At 58.9% G+C, this 15,449-nt stretch carries 11 protein-coding genes; 6 read left to right on the top strand and 5 right to left on the bottom strand.

From position 1 onward, the window contains the following. Positions 1-2: 2 nt before the first annotated feature. From egtB to CXY72_RS02200, 4 genes are all read right to left on the bottom strand, one after another. Positions 3-1,352: an ergothioneine biosynthesis protein EgtB gene (gene egtB, locus CXY72_RS02185; RefSeq protein WP_104126083.1), complete on the bottom strand. Its 1,350-nt coding sequence runs from the start codon at positions 1,350-1,352 to the stop codon at positions 3-5. After that, entirely contained in the window at positions 1,342-2,634 is a 1,293-nt protein-coding gene (egtA, locus tag CXY72_RS02190) for an ergothioneine biosynthesis glutamate--cysteine ligase EgtA (protein WP_370446190.1), read from the bottom strand. The genes egtB and egtA overlap by 11 nt, the downstream gene beginning before the upstream one ends. A gap of 631 nt (positions 2,635-3,265) precedes the next feature. Beyond that, positions 3,266-6,199, bottom strand: a complete 2,934-nt coding sequence (locus CXY72_RS02195) for a UPF0182 family protein (RefSeq protein WP_104126085.1) — start codon at positions 6,197-6,199, stop codon at positions 3,266-3,268. 617 nt (positions 6,200-6,816) lie between these two features. Next, on the bottom strand, positions 6,817-7,380 hold the full coding sequence (locus CXY72_RS02200; RefSeq protein ID WP_146071019.1) for a hypothetical protein: 564 nt from the start codon (positions 7,378-7,380) through the stop codon (positions 6,817-6,819). Between the two features lie 485 nt (positions 7,381-7,865). Here CXY72_RS02200 and CXY72_RS02205 point away from each other — a divergent pair, with 485 nt between their 5' ends. From CXY72_RS02205 to CXY72_RS02225, 5 genes are all read left to right on the top strand, one after another. Continuing rightward, on the top strand, positions 7,866-8,768 hold the full coding sequence (locus CXY72_RS02205; RefSeq protein WP_104126087.1) for an alpha/beta fold hydrolase: 903 nt from the start codon (positions 7,866-7,868) through the stop codon (positions 8,766-8,768). A gap of 50 nt (positions 8,769-8,818) precedes the next feature. After that, positions 8,819-9,277, top strand: coding sequence for a carboxymuconolactone decarboxylase family protein (locus CXY72_RS02210; RefSeq protein WP_104126088.1), 459 nt, complete (start codon positions 8,819-8,821; stop codon positions 9,275-9,277). A gap of 971 nt (positions 9,278-10,248) precedes the next feature. Then, entirely contained in the window at positions 10,249-10,482 is a 234-nt protein-coding gene (locus CXY72_RS20510; RefSeq protein WP_370446192.1) for a formate dehydrogenase accessory sulfurtransferase FdhD, read from the top strand. Between the two features lie 67 nt (positions 10,483-10,549). After that, positions 10,550-12,898, top strand: coding sequence for an FdhF/YdeP family oxidoreductase (locus CXY72_RS02220; protein WP_104126090.1), 2,349 nt, complete (start codon positions 10,550-10,552; stop codon positions 12,896-12,898). 260 nt (positions 12,899-13,158) lie between these two features. Beyond that, on the top strand, positions 13,159-13,587 hold the full coding sequence (locus CXY72_RS02225; RefSeq protein ID WP_104126091.1) for a PRC-barrel domain-containing protein: 429 nt from the start codon (positions 13,159-13,161) through the stop codon (positions 13,585-13,587). A 569-nt stretch (positions 13,588-14,156) separates the two neighbouring features. Here CXY72_RS02225 and CXY72_RS02230 read toward each other — a convergent pair. Beyond that, the gene (locus tag CXY72_RS02230) at positions 14,157-14,795 is read right to left on the bottom strand and encodes a class I SAM-dependent methyltransferase (RefSeq protein WP_104126092.1); all 639 of its coding nucleotides are present in this window, start codon (positions 14,793-14,795) and stop codon (positions 14,157-14,159) included. Between the two features lie 85 nt (positions 14,796-14,880). On the opposite strand from CXY72_RS02230, the gene CXY72_RS02235 reads away from it, so the two are divergent. After that, positions 14,881-15,449, top strand: a 569-nt coding sequence (locus CXY72_RS02235; protein WP_146071021.1) for an FAD-dependent oxidoreductase, incomplete at its 3' end; no start/stop codon positions are given.

Genomic DNA, 15,449 nt, shown 5'->3' on the forward strand with positions numbered 1-15,449 from the left:
GGCTAACGCACCTCGTCCGGTGCGGCATCCCGCGCCGTACGGAAGCCGGCAAAGATTTGCCGGCGGATTGGATAATCCCAATTGCGGAATGTCCCACGGCACGCGGCCGCGTCCGCCGCCCAGGAGCCGCCGCGTAGCACCTTGTAGTCAGACCCGAAAAAAACTTCGCTGTATTCCTGATACGGGAACGCGATGAATCCGGGGTACGGGCGGAAGTCGCTGGAGACCCATTCCCAAACATCACCGATGAGTTGGCGCACTCCCAACGGTGATGCGCCGCGCGGATAGGAGCCGGCGGGGGAAGGCCGCAGAGCTGATCCGCCCAGGTTCGCATGATGCGGGCTGGGATCTTCATCACCCCACGGGTAGCGCTTCGAGCAATCGGACCGGGGGTTGTACCGCGCAGCTTTTTCCCACTCTGGTTCGGTCGGAAGCCTGCGCCCGGCCCAGCGGGCGTAGGCGTCCGCTTCGAACCAGCACACGTGCTGCACCGGCTCGTCTTCTGGCACCTGTTCAACGACGCCGAATCTGGTTCTGACCCACCGGTCACCGTCGCGTTCCCAATATTTGGGCGCCACTATTCCGGTTTCTCTGACGTGCTTCCATCCTTGGGCCGTCCACCAGCGGGGGGTTCGGTAGCCGCCGTCGTCTATGAAAGATCGGTAGGCGTTATTGGTTACCGGAATAGTGTCGATCCAGTACGCGCGCAGATCAACCGGATGGGCGGGACGTTCGTTGTCCAGTGCCCAGGGCTCCACCGAGGTCCCCATCATGAACGTCCCTGCGGGGACCAGCACTTCCTTTGGTAGAGAGTACCGGTCGGTGGACACGACGTCGGCTGCCAATGTCCGGGCGTGCAGGACTGGTCTGCCAACCCGGAGCTGGTGGGTGGCCAACATCGTCTCGTCGTGCTGCTGCTCGTGTTGGATGATCATTCCGAAGGCGAAGCCACGATCCACCAATGGCGAGCCTTCCAAGGGAATCCGATCCAGGACATCGAGGGTTTTGGTCCGAACCTGGGCGAGGTACTTGCGGGACTCATCCGGAGAGAGCAATGGCAGCGAGGTGCGAGCGCTGCGCGCATGCTGGAAAGCGTCGTACATCTCGTCGATGTCGCACCGCAACGGCTCCATTTTGCCGACGTCGCGGACCAGCCAGAGTTCCTCCTGGCTGCCGACATGCGCTAGGTCCCAGACCAGCGGCGACATCAGCGCTGAGTGCTGTTTCAGCAGATCTTCCTCGTCGCACTCAGTCAGCGCATGCGTTCGGTTCCGGGACCTTTCCAGCGCGTCGGCAATGAAAGTTTTGAGATTTTCCGGATCGGTACCGGATTCAGAAAAATTATCGGACATTTTCACAATGCTCCTCATGCTCTGACGGACCAAAATAACTGCCGGTCCTTCTCCACACTTCCAGTCGCTCTTCCCCGGGACACCGGCCCCGCGCCGTATATCGGGCAACGAAATCTTCTGCGCGGTTACGCGTAGTGGTGTCAACCCCTAAACGGGGCAATGCCATCAGAGCGGCTTCGGCGCAGCCGTAGGCTGCCGAAGCGAGCACGGGATTTGTCAATGCGTGACGGGCGGCTGTCCTGAGCGGATTGGACAGGGACGCCACCGGGGCGCAGGCCTCTGCGGCTAGGTCGGCCGCATGCTCATCGTCCACCAGTGCTGTCACCATGGCCGTGACGGACTCCCAGTCGTTGCCTGCCTGTGCGTCGATCACCCTGATCTCCATGAACCCCCGCGGGCGCACAGGTGGGAACAAAGTTGTCAGGTGGTACTTCAGGTCGTCGAGCGTTGCAGGTCTTGGGCCTTCTCCACGTAACCAGTTCCGCATCGACAACCCGCGCGGAGCTGTCCAGGCAGCCTCTGTTGAGGGAATGCACAGCAGCAGCGCATCCAGCGCGTAGCGAGCCCAGTCCAAGCGCGGGTCCACCGAGCGGGGGACCATTGCGGTCCGGGAAGCATCCATCGCCAACCAGATACGCTGCCGGTTGCTATGCCAACCGTTGGGGACGCCATGAAGGAACGGAGAATTTGCAAACATAGCAGCAAAGACCGGAATGAGATTGTGCAGTCGTGCCCAACGTTGCGCCGCGCCGCTGGATCCCGAAGTGTCGAGCCCAGCCTCCAGCGAAATCTGCAGAGCAGCCGTGGAACACATCATGACCCGTCCCGCAGAGCCGAAACGATCAAAATGGTGCTCCATGGCGGCATAACGTGGATGATCCAATGACCGCACCGGCGGCCGAGCAGGGTCCAAAGCCACCGCGCCGAAGCACAGACCAGCATCCGTCAGCAGAGCCTCAACAGCTGCAAGATCCGCCCGGGTCGCCACGACGAGAGAGGGAAGATCAGACGCGCACACAGAGCTCACCTCCAACTGACCGCCTGGTTCGAAGGTGATTACTCCTCCACCCGGTAACGGGCCCTGTGATGCCGCCATCGCGTCGCTGACCCGCGCAACCGAAACCGGGAACTGCGGATCCGAGACATCGTGGACTATCCGTTCGACCTCAACTCCGGCAGCACCCGGCGGCCCGGTCTTAAAACACACGGAGGCAACGTATATCTCCGCGTCAGATTCCGAGAGCGCACCCACGCCACGTCCGGGCAACCTTGCAGAATTCACACCACACCATTCCTTCCGGTCACGTCCCGGCGGGTGGATAATTCATCGTCACCATACGGGGCCGTTTTTCCGATTATGCCGCAGTGAGCTCAAAGATGGAACCCACCCTCGTCAGCGCCCCGGCGTCGGAGCCACTCAGTGCAGCGTTGAAGACGAACAATTCAACGTGGAGTTCTCGGGGAGGTAAGCAGCGAGTCCCCGCCACTTATTCGTCGTGCTGCTCGATAAAGACGCGGGTAGACCCTTGACCCGATCGCTGGACATGGCTCGTGCGGCTGAGCTGCGTGAGAACGCTGTTGTTGGCGTGCCAAAGTCTGTTCTTACTCATGGGTTTGGGATCAGCCAAGAGACTGTCGATGTCTACCTCCGCGCCGGGGACTGAGCTGGCTGTAGACGATTCGGTGTGGTCAGAGGTGGATTCCTGCGGTGTCGATTAGTTCGACCCAGCGCGTTCGATGGTCGGTGTCTTCTCGTGTGCTGCAGTCTAAATCTTCCCCGCGCTGGCAGCCTGCACGTACACGGTCGCGTTGCAGCGGCAGTACGGTGCGCCACGGGATTACGATACGACAATGCCGGACGACAGCGACGCCACCGACGGTTTATTCGACCCGCCGAGGATCGTGCGCCCTGGCTACTCTCCAAGCAGCGCCAGCATGCTCGCGATGGTTTCCGCGAGCCTGTCGTCTGCGGCACCGTAAGCGGCAAAGTCGCCCGCGGTCAGAGCGGACTGCTTCTCGGTAAGGGCTGTGTTGGCGGCCTCTAGGAGCGCTGTCAATTCGAGGTCGGTCTCCGCGTTTCCGGTACCGGTCGCCGCTGGAACATCGGTAGACGTGTCCGTGCTGGTGTCTGTGCCTTCGGTCGGGCTGACTAGGGTCGTGTCATCTTCGGTCACCGGAACGCTCGCGTCTCCAGCATCGGCTCCAGAGTCTCCTCCGAAGAGGGTATCAAGCGCTTGATCGAGAGTGTCCTCGAAGGCGATCTGGTCGCCGAAGGCAACGAGTACCTTCTGTAGCAGCGGGTAGCTGGTTTCACCCGTGGATTGCACGTAGACGGGTTGCACGTAGAGCAGTCCGCCGCCGACCGGGAGGGTGAGCAGGTTGCCGTTGAGCACCGTAGAGGCCCCTTGACGCAGCAGGTTGAGCTCGGTCGATACCGTCGGGTCGGAACTGAAGATGTTCTGTACCTGGCCGGGGCCGGGAACGGTGCCGTCCTTGGGTAGGTTGAGCAACCGCATGGTTCCGTAGCCTTCTGAGCGTTCTCCGTCCACGTTTCCGGCATCCGCGTCGACCGCGAGGTAGCCGAAGAGTACGCTTCGACTTGACTCGCCGGTGGCTTCAGGCTGGAAGGTGGAGTACAGCGAGAATGACGGCTTCTCCGTACCGGGTACCTGCATGGTGAGGTAATACGGCGGCTGCAGGGTGGGGTCCTCGGCTGGAGAGTTTGGATCGTTTGGGGTGATCCAGGCGTCGTCCTTGGAATAGAACGAACTCGGGTCGGTTACGTGATACTGACCCAGAATGGCGCGCTGTACCTTGAACAGGTCGGCTGGGTAGCGCACGTGACTCATGAGGTCACCGCTCATCTCGTTCATCGGCTTGACTGTGGACGGGAAGATCTTCTGCCAGGTCTGCAGCAGCGGATCTTCATCGTCCCAGGCATAGAGAACCACTTCGCCGCTATAGGCGTCGACGGTGGCCTTGACCGCGTTGCGCATGTAGTTCACGCTATCCAGCGCGAAGGGCTGCGGCGGGGTCTCTGTGTCGGTGATGGCTTCGTTGAGGCTCACCGGGGTGGAGTATGGGTATTCCGCGGATGTGGTGTATCCGTCAACGATCCACTGCACCCGACCGTCAACAACGGAAGGGTAGGCCTCAGAGTCGAGGGTCAGATATGGAGCGACCTTCTGCACACGCGTGACGGGGTCACGGTCGTAAAGAATCTGCGACTCGTCACTAACGGAGTTGGCGAGAAAGATCTGCTCGGACTGGAACTTGAGCGCGTAGAGCAGGCGTTTGAAGGCGTTGTCGAGCTTGGGCCCGCCGTCTTCGCTGAATGTCGTGTAGGTCTGGCCGGCACCGTCTTCTCCGGACGGGTAGTCCAGCTCGATGGGTTCTGTACCTTCGGGAGCGCCCACGATGGAGTATTCCGGGGAGGTCGTTCCGAAGTAGATGCGTGGTTCAAAATCATCAAGTTCTCCGCTGGTCGGGATGCCCGACTCGAGGAACACCGGCTGGCCGTCGGAGGAAACCTGGTTGCCGTAGGCGGCAACGACGCCATAACCGTGCGTGTAGATGGTGCGGGAGTTGACCCAGGTGTTTCCGTCGTTGAGACCGTCGAGGTTGAGGCCGCGAACGGCGACGACAGTGTCTTGTGAAACACCGTCGATCTCATACCGGTCCACGCTGAGGTTGGTTGGAAATTGGTAGTACTGACGGAACTGCTCCAGTTGAGCGAAGGAGTCGCTGACCAGAGCCGGATCGAGAATGCGAATGTTGGCTGTCGTGGCGGCGTCTTCACGCAACGCGCCCGCTGTCGCTTCCGTGGTGGCGTTGTAGGGAATTTCGACGATGTCCGAGAGGTCGTAGGCGTCTCGGGTCAAGTTGATATTTCGATCAATATAGGGTGCTTCGAGGGTAAGCGCGCTGGGGTCGACTTGGAAGCGCTGCACCACCCACGGGTAGAGGGACCCGATCAGCACGCTGCTGATGATCAGCAGCGCGGTGCCGATGACAGGCAGGCGCCAACGGCCGATAATGGCAGTGACGATGAAGAGGATCGCCACGACAGCGGCGATACCAGCAAGAATGGCGCGTCCAGGGATGGTCGCGTTGACTTCGGCGTAGGCGGCACCGGTAATCAGGTCGCCCTGGGCCGTCAGCGTGGAGTACTGGTCGAGCCAGATGCTCACGGCCTGCAGCAGCAGGTAGACGCCTGCGGTGACGGCGATCTGCACGCGGGCGGCTTTGCTCAGCAGAACCTCCCTGCCGATGAGACGGATGGAACCATACAGGTAGCTCGTGGCCAGTGCAACGAGAGCCGAGATGAGCACGACGGCTGAGACGAATCCGAGCACGGACTGGTAAAATGGCAAGTCGAAGAGGTAGAACGCGATGTCGAAACCGAACTGCGGGTCGGTGGTTCCTACCGGGGTGCGGTTGAGCCACATGAGAATCATCTTCCACTGCGTGGCCGCGGCGATGCCGGCGAATAGCCCCAGCAGCGCAGGGATGGCGTACATCGCGAGTCGACGCAGCGGTTCAATGACCTCTTGGTACCGGACTAGCTGAGAGTTCAGCTTCGCGTACATCGTACGCAAGCGGTATGCAAGCTGAATGCTCACGAACACGGGCACAGACATCGCCACGAATCCGATCAGGAACAGCACGACATTAGCGATCCACTGTGTGGTCAGAACGTTAAGAAAGCCGAGTTGAGCAAACCACAAAACATCCGTATATAGCCCGGCGAAGATAAAGAACAAGATCACCAGCCCGGCGATACTCGCCGCCGTAATAACTAGCGGGGTTCGGCTCCGGATAGACGTGCTGGATGAAGATGAACTCACGAATTAGCCTCTCGCTCTCAGTGCTCGGGACACGTATAACGTTAGCCCGAATATACTATATCAACGCATAACGTCGACGCTGTTTTTGGCCAGTATTACCCCTGTGATCAGCTTAAATAATTGTTACTTAAGAAAACTATTTAGCGCCCACGACACAACTCAGGACTTTATCTGCATCTTTTGACTATCCGAAACATGTCGTCGACTGAGCATCTCCTCGACATGGTGCGGATGAGGGCCGTACGGCAACTGCTTAGGTTTGCCACCCGCTTGATCCAGCCGTCTCGACCAGTCAACCAGTCGGGGCGGCATGTAAAAGTAGAGAAATGGGCACCCATCCGGCAGCAGGAGTTTCCGGGACCGAGGCCTCTGGCTGGTGGGGATGACGAGAATCCCAAACGGTGGCATTGGTCCGTCGTGAACGGCGCTGACCATGGACCGCGCAACCGAGTAGCGCCCGCGACGTGGCTTGGGGGGATTCGAGTCCCTCGGTGCCCGTTCCTAGATCACTGGTGCTTTCACCGTTCCGTCGCCTTGCCGATCGTCCCGGCACGGGCGGGAGTTGTCGTCGGAGAAGATTCGGTGATCGCGCGAATGTCGCCGCTGATCTCGATTTCTCAGTTGCTCGTGCTGTTGGGCAGGTACGGCTCAAGCCATTTCAGGCTGCCGTTTCGTATCGGGATCTGCACTGATTCGGTGTCCGTTCCGACAGCGATGGTGACATCCGCTACTGCACCTGGTATCGCGTCAGCGGTCTCGAAGAGGGTCGGGTGTTCCTGGAAGGCATATTGCTCGCTCGGATCGAGGGTGACGGAGATCTCGTCGTCTTGGTCTGACAGCGTGACCTGGATTTCTTTCTCTGATCCATTCAAGAGGACCCCGATGAGGCGTGCGGGCTCGGCTTCGCCGTGTGTGACCAGGAGCAGGTTCCGGACTTCGACAGGACCTACCTCCGCGTTCATGCCGAGGTTTTTCGATCCCAGCTCCGTCGGGGGTATGCGTGGAGCGCCGACGCCGGAGCAGCCTGACAACGCCGCGGCCACAAGCACCAATGCCGCAGCACTGACCCGATTACGCACGACACGCCGCTTGGACCTAAGAGGATCGTCGGTGTGGCGGGGGGAGCGCATGGTGCTTCCGTCCGACAGTCGCGCGCAGATCAGTGCGAACATTCTGGTCATTGTGGGTCCTCCTGCTTGATGTATTGCGGCTGCTTGTGGTCTTTCTGCTAGGGCCATCGCCCGGTGATTTACAGTTCCAGCCATCAGCTTATGTGCCGCGCGCAGCTCAACTCCTGACCGATACCACGCGGAAATGGGTGTTTTGGGGAAGATTGCGGGGCGCGTTCTGTTGCGGGAAGCGATCCAAGAAAATCATTCTGAGACGCTGCAGCCCGCACCGTGTACCGGAAATCCCGTGCTTTCAAGGATCCCGTGACGGCCGTCGCAGATGATGACCGAGGTTTCGCCGAACCGTTGCCAGAGGGCGGTTGTGAGATCGATTACGTTCTGTGCCTGCTGGCACCGGTGATGGCGGTCACGATCGCGAGATGATCTCCCGACTCATCCTCGGGAGCACGGATGTCGGCACGTCGTGGACGTATTGACACGAGCTTCCGCGAGTGAAAGTCTGAAATGCAGGCATCAGCGGGCGAAACGAGGACAGTATGGCCGAATTCACAACGGACACTGATCAGCTCACGGGAGTGCGGCATCGCACTATTTCCGTCGATGGGTTAGAGATCTTCTATCGGGAGGCAGGCCCCGCGGACGCGCCAACGCTCGTGCTGCTGCACGGTTTCCCGGCTGCGTCGCACCAGTACGCGCACCTGATGGATCGGCTCAGCGATCGGGTGCACCTCATTGCACCGGACTACCCGGGGTTCGGCTACAGCAGTGCTCCCACCTCCAGTAGTGGCGGCGGCGACTTTGTTTACTCTTTCGATCACGTCGCCGATGTTATCGAAGCATTTCTGGTCACCCTCGGCATCGACGAGTTCTTCATGTACGTTTTCGACTTTGGCGCTCCAATCGGGTATCGCATCGCGGCGCGACATCCAAATTGGATACAGGGAGTCATTGCCCAAAATGGCAACGCCTACGAGTCCGGACTAGGACCGAATATGCAGCCTGTGGTTCAGTACTGGATAAATCAGGAGGAAATGGAGCCCGTCATCCGCGGAGCGCTTACAGCTGAGGCAACGCGCTCCCAACATCTCGAGGGGGCCGCGCATCCAGATTTCGTCGATCCCGACGCATGGACTCTGGACCAACACTGGCTTGATCAAGCTGGGCGAGACCAGATCATGCTTGATTTGCTCTACGACTATCAGTCCAATGTCGCGCTGTATCCCGCGTGGCAAGCGTGGATGCGCAAGCATCAGCCCCCCATGCTATTGCCCTGGGGACGTAACGATCAGTTCTTTTCTGAATCTGGGGCGCGCGCGTACCTTGATGACCTTCCATCCGCTGAACTGCACCTGCTCAACACCGGGCACTTCGTTTTGGATGAAGAACTGGACACCGTTGTGCATCTGATCGATGACTTCATCGGGCGACACACAGAATAGAAGCCACTCGAAGCACACGCATTGTAAAAACAAAAAGAAAGATAACGACAATGTCTTTTGAGCAACGCATCTCCGTCCCGGACGTCGATCCCGAGGCCTATAAACCGATGATCGCCCTTGAGAAATACATCCACGCAGGAAGTCTGGGTGAACCTCTCCTGGCGCTGATAAAAATTCGTGCTTCGCAGATCAATGGTTGTGCATACTGCTTGAACATGCACGGGCGTGAAGCTCGAGCGGCGGGCATTGATCAGCGCCGACTCGATGTGTTAGCTGGATGGGGGGAGGCGCCGAACGTGTACTCCGAGCGCGAACGTGCCGCTCTCGCACTCACTGAGGCTGTGACGCTCATCGGAAACGGCGGCGTGTCGGACTCGTTGTGGGGGCAGGTGAAGACATTATTCGAGGAGAGGGAAATCGTGCAACTGTTGATGGCTATTGCCGCGATCAACGTGTGGAACCGTCTGGCGGTCAGTACTCACCAGAGCCTTCCAGCGCAAACGGCCTAACCATCACGCTGCTCCCACGATCGATGGGTATCGCGGTACACGTGGGGACTGCGGTGACACAGCCTTCACAGCCGAGATCTCATCGAATGAGATGATGCCTACTCTGCATCCGATCTTCACCAGACATTCAGTCTTCGCGCGACCGAACTAGTAGCCACAGCATTGCTGAAGCAATCGCTGGCGCATGCATGCAGCCATTCGTATTTCGAATGCGTTTCATCACGTACTTCAGAGGGTTTCGTACTACGCGAGCTTGCAGCAACCGACTGAGGCCGCAGTCCATTTCACAAGGAAAAACAACGATCACGCAAAAGAACATAGGTCGGACTTTGGACAGCTGTCACCGTCCGTCAACGTACCGTTCTCGCCGCTAATCGCGTCATGGTGCCTGGTCCCGACGTGATCACGTCGGCCGTGTACGCCGTCGTGTTCGGTGTTTTAGTTCCAATTGGCGTGCGCCGTTGAGCTCTGATGATTTCAACGTGGCCAAGGTACCGATGGGTACTGCCGGGGGCACGGTTGCGTGGTTCTCACTTAGCTGATAAGACTGAAATATGAGTGGGAGAGTGGCTCGACGAAAAGTTGTCTGCTTTAGAGTAGATGATTCATTAGTTAGGCAAGAAGATGTTTTTACTCGCGTGAAGCCACCGAAAGTTAGCGGTGGGGGGATTTCTCTCGCGGTGACCAGTCGTGCATTCAATGGCGACTATGATTTGGCCGCCGATTTCCTCGTCTCCCCGGGCCAGATTACCGGAGGTGATCAGGCTGCGCCGGTTCGATATTGTGCCGGGTCCACTGGAGAGCGTTTGAACATTCATAGCGTTCTGGACGACTTGCTGGCCATTGGCGTTCCGCGGCGAAATCCGCGTTTGGAATTCAATTCCTACGTCACGAATTCTCGTTGTGTCTGTCGTCAGCCGAGTGTTGACATGGTGCGTACGTAGTCTGTGGATGAAGTGAACGACAACGAAGTGACAATCGACCCGGGCTTTTGGCGACCTGTTCCGACAAACTGCGCGCAAAACAGGTTGTCTCCTCAGGGCACGGTGTTTATTGTGTCGAGCAGGATAGGCGTGGTTTTGACGCGCAAGGCCGAGATGGCTACTGTCCCGATGGTGGCCTCTGCCTTGGTCCCACTCTTCTGCGCTGCCGAACTGGCGTCCGAGGTGCAAATAATACCGGAGGGCTTCCTCAGGAAAGTTTGATGGTGATCTATTCCGGCGATAAACACGTCGTCGAAATACCGGCAAGACTACAAGAAAGTGGTGCGGTATGAGTGCTAAAGCCCCGATTGAGGATATCAACGAAGATGCCACTGAAATGGTGGTCGGGGATCCGAAGACGTGGGCTGCCGGAGTGCCCGGGGTCACCCATTCCATGGGGCCGGCCTTCTTGGAGATGGGTATTGGTCGCAGTCTGAAGCTGCTCACCGATATGAATCAGAAGGACGGCTTCGACTGCATGAGTTGTGCTTGGGCGGATCCGGATCACCGCAAAACGTTCGAGTTCTGCGAGAACGGGGCGAAGGCCGTCACCTGGGAGGCTACGCCGGTGGCGATTCCGACGGCCTTCTGGTCGGGACACTCCATCAGCAGTTTGCTGGAGAAGTCAGAGTACTGGCTGGGCATGCAAGGCAGACTGACTGAGCCTGTGTACAAGCCGAAAGGCAAAGACAACTACGAGCCGATCAGCTGGGATGACGCGTTCACGCTTATCGGCGACCGGCTGAAAGCCCTTGATTCTGCCAACGAGGCGACGTTCCATACCAGTGGTCGCACCGCCAACGAGACCGCATTCATCTACCAGCTGCTTGCCCGGTCACTTGGCACCAACAATCTTCCCGATTGTTCTAATATGTGCCATGAGTCCACTGGGCTAGCCATGGGCGAGGCTATTGGCATCGGAAAGAACACGGTCGCTTATAAGGACTTTGCTCAGGCGGACCTGATCATCGTCATGGGGCAAAACCCTGGTACGAACCACCCCAGAATGCTCACGGCCCTTGAGGAGGCAAAGGAGGCCGGTGCAGATATTGTTGCGGTCAACCCGCTCCTCGAGGCTGGCTTGATCCGCTACAAGAACCCGCAGAAGGTGAAAGGTATCATCGGCCATGGAACAGGTCTTGCCGACCAGTACGTGCAGATCCGCGCCGGCGGTGACGGGTGGTTGATGAAGGCAATCTCCAAACGCGTCTTCGAAGCCGAAACCGCACACCCCGGAACGGTGCTCGACCACGAGTTCATCGAGGAACACTGCGCGGGGCTGGAGGAGTTCAAGGCGCATGTCGCCACGCTCGATCACGACTCGGTTCTTCGAGCAACCGGACTTACGACGGAGGAGATAGACGAGCTTGCTGCGCGGTACATGAAGGCAGACAAGGTCATCATCACTTGGGCGATGGGGCTCACTCAGCACAAAGACGCTGTTGCCATCATCAAAGAAATCATGAACCTCCTGTTACTTCGGGGAAACATCGGTAAGCCCGGCGCAGGCGCCTCTCCGATCCGTGGTCACAGCAATGTGCAAGGCGATCGCACAATGGGCATCTGGGAACAAATGCCTCCGGCATTTTTGGATGCCCTCCAGCAAGAATTTCACTTCGATCCTCCACGCGAGAACGGCTTCGACACCGTTCAGTCGGTGGAAGCGATGCTCGCAGGGAAAACCAAGGTGTGGATTGCGATGGGCGGCAACCTGGTGTCCGCGGTATCAGATACCGCAGCTGCTGAAGCAGGATTCCGCTCTGTGGGCCTCAACGTGCAGATCTCAACGAAATTGAACCGTAACCACCTCACGGTGGGCGACGAAGCGCTGATCCTGCCAACCATGGGGCGCACCGAGATCGACATCCAGGCAGGGGGCCCGCAGATGCTCTCTGTCGAAGACTCCGTGTGCGCGATCCACGCGACCAGAGGCAAGATCAAGCCGATTTCGGACAAGCTACTCTCCGAAGTGTCAATCGTCACTCGGATCGCGCGCCAGGTATTCGGCGACGATGGGCCCATCAACTGGGCCGGGTTCGAAGAAAACTATGACACGATCCGCGATCACATCGAACACGTTATCGGGGGCTTCGACAACTTTAATGAGCGACTCCACCGGGACAACGGTTTCATCCTTCCCCACGGGCCGCGTGATTCACGGACGTTCAACACGCCAACCGGCAAAGCCATGATCACGGTCAACGAGCTTGAATACATTGAGTGCCCGACTGGACGCCTGTTGCTGCAATCGATGCGCGCGCACGACCAATTCAACACGACGATCTACAGCTTGGATGACCGCTACCGTGGCATCAAGAAGAGCCGCAAGGTGATCTTCGTCCATCCAGACGATTTGTCCATGCTCGGTATGGAAGATGGCCAGATCGTCGACGTGCACAGTGAGTTCACCGACAACGTCGACCGGGTGGTGCGCAACTTCAGGGTTGTCGCGTTCCCGACGTCACGCGGGTGCGCAGCTACCTACTTTCCCGAAGGGAACCCGCTCGTTCCACTAGGTTCTACGGCCGACGGGAGCAACACACCGGCTTCGAAAGCGGTCGTCGTACGTCTGGAACCGGTCGAGACGTACCGTGCGGGCAGTCGCCGTGCGCCAGAAGGAACATTGGCGGGAGTGTAGCGATGTCATCATCAGCCACGCTGATCGGCGGAACGACCAAAAAAACCGGCGGTGATGCGATGGGAATTGTGATTGCAGCGCTGTTGAGTAACCATGCGGTCACCATTCAATCACGGTGTCCAGGCGTCGACTGGAGAGAGGCCGCGGCACTCGAGTGCTTGTCCACGACAAGCTTAGGCAGCATCGACACAAGACTCTTCACGCGTTTAGAAGCTTCCTTGCAATTCTCACTCTCATAACCGACTGAAAGGACTTGAATCATGACATCTGCAGAGCGCAGCAGGCTCGTCCGGCTGCAGGACACCAATATGACCATCGCTGCGACAGATTCCGACATCCGGGGGCACCGAGTTCTCGACAAGGATGGCAATAACCTCGGGAAGGTGGACGCTCTCCTGATCGACGAGCAGGAAGAGAAAGTGCGATTTTTTGAAGTCGCCACGGGCGGTTTTCTGGGAATTGGCAAAGACAAGTCATTCATTCCTGTCGACGCGATTACCCATATTGACGATAAAGACGTCTATTTGAACCTATTGACCGACACTGTGGCCGGATCTCCGCCTTATGATCCCGATCTCGTTGAAGACAACGTTTTCTTTTATGACACGTATGGTTATTACGGGTTCTTGCCCTATTGGGGAATGGGGTATGTCTACCCGCCCTTCCCGTACTACCCCGGCCGGTACTAAGCATCGTCTGCGTTCACTTACGTGCGATTCTGATGTGAAGGCTGCACTCGGAAATGGCCTAAAAAGATTTGATGACACGGGTACGACTTACGTGCCTTCATTTATTGTGCTACTCATGCGTTTGGATCATTTGGATATCCGCGATGGTTGGTGGGGCACTCGACCTCGCCGGCCGGGTGGGTGTTATGCGCGTGCGGCTGGCCTGCGTGCGGCTGATTTCGTTTATCGAGGTGCCCCGACCGCGCGAGCTTGCGGTAATCACGTCGGCGGTTTGCCGGGTGCGAACGCCTGCCCGTGGCTGAAATAGGCGCAGAACACCGGCAACACCATCTGCGTGAAGCTAGTTGGGACTGTGCGCAGCACCGGATGTCCTGTTCGATAATTTCGAGTCGGCGGTCGCTTCGTTTACGTCAGACGTCCCGACGTAGATTTTATCCACGGCGTTGGGGCCAACTTGGTCATTCATTCAGCTTCGGAGCATGGCGCTATCGTGTTGGCGCTGCTGGGTGCAGATTGATCTTGCCTCCCGGAGTTGTGTGATCTGAGACAAACAAGACTCAAGTCGCCGGCTAGGGGATCGTGGCCACCACTACCTGGATGTGGCCGCCGCGCAGCGACGCGGAGTGAACATCCACACCTTCACGTTCGATGACGGTCCACGGGCGAGCGTGGAGGTCGGCCCCGCCAAGCGAGGCGGCCAGTCGCACGAGTGGAGAAAACATCCGGGCGCGGCCGACGGGCAGCTGCATGTCCACGATGCCGGCGTGACCGCCGGGCTTGAGCAGCGCCCGCATCCGATCCCAGGCCGGGTGCCAGTTGTCGAAGACACTCATCGCATAGCTGGAGAACACGGCGTCGACGAGCCCGTTCGACGGTGCTGGGAGTTCTTTCGCGACCTCATTCGGATCGAACGTGGTGGCATCCGCTTTGACCAGGCACACGCATGTCCATCCGTTGGCTTCCACTCGGCGGTGGGCCATCTCGAGCATTTTCGGGCTGCGGTCCAGCCCGACCACTGTGCCCGACGGTCCGACGGCATCAACGAGCAGGGCAAGGTTCAGGCCGGTGCCGCAGCCGAGGTCCAGGACTGTGTCGCCGGCACGCAGATTCAACAGCGCCACACCCGATCGTCGGCCGGCTCGGTAGGCGACACGTTCTCCGGACAGCGCATCGTAGAAGCGGCCCGCAGCCTCGTAGTCATTCACCATGAGTGCTCGACCGGCCTTTCGTTTCCATCAGCCTAACCAGGCTCGTTGTCGCTGAAGGCAGCGCAGACCGTCTACGCTCGCAGACATGATTGAACCGCATGTGTGGGACCTCGTCGTCATCGGTGGAGGAGCGGCTGGTCTCGCGGCCAGCCGCACCGCAGCCAGGTTCGGGGCGAGGACTGTTTTGATCGAGGACAACCGCCTCGGTGGGGACTGCCTGTGGACTGGCTGTGTGCCTTCGAAGTCTCTTATCGCCGCCGCGGATGCCGCCATGATGGCCCGTTCGTCGGCAGGCCTCGGGCTGAGCGTGAACGATGTTGTCGTGGATTTCGCTCGGGTGATGGAGCACGTGCGGGCCGCCATGTACGAAATCGCTCCGGTTGATTCCGAGGAGTCGCTCGTGGGGGACAACGTCGAGGTGGTGCGGGGCCGGGCACGTTTCACCGGTCCCGACACCGTCGACGTCGACGGTCGCGAGCTGCGGTTTCGGCAGGCCTTGATCGCCGCCGGCGCCTCGCCGGGACTGCCGGCTATCCCCAGGATCGACTCGGTCGATCTACTGACTAGCGAAACGGCGGATTCTGAGAGTCGACGCAACACAAGTGTTATTGTCCGGCGTATTTCCGGGCATTTCGAGGCTACCGCGGATCGGAC

The sequence above is a fragment of the Cryobacterium sp. Y57 genome (genome assembly GCF_002929505.1).
In the GTDB taxonomy this organism is placed as follows: domain Bacteria; phylum Actinomycetota; class Actinomycetes; order Actinomycetales; family Microbacteriaceae; genus Cryobacterium.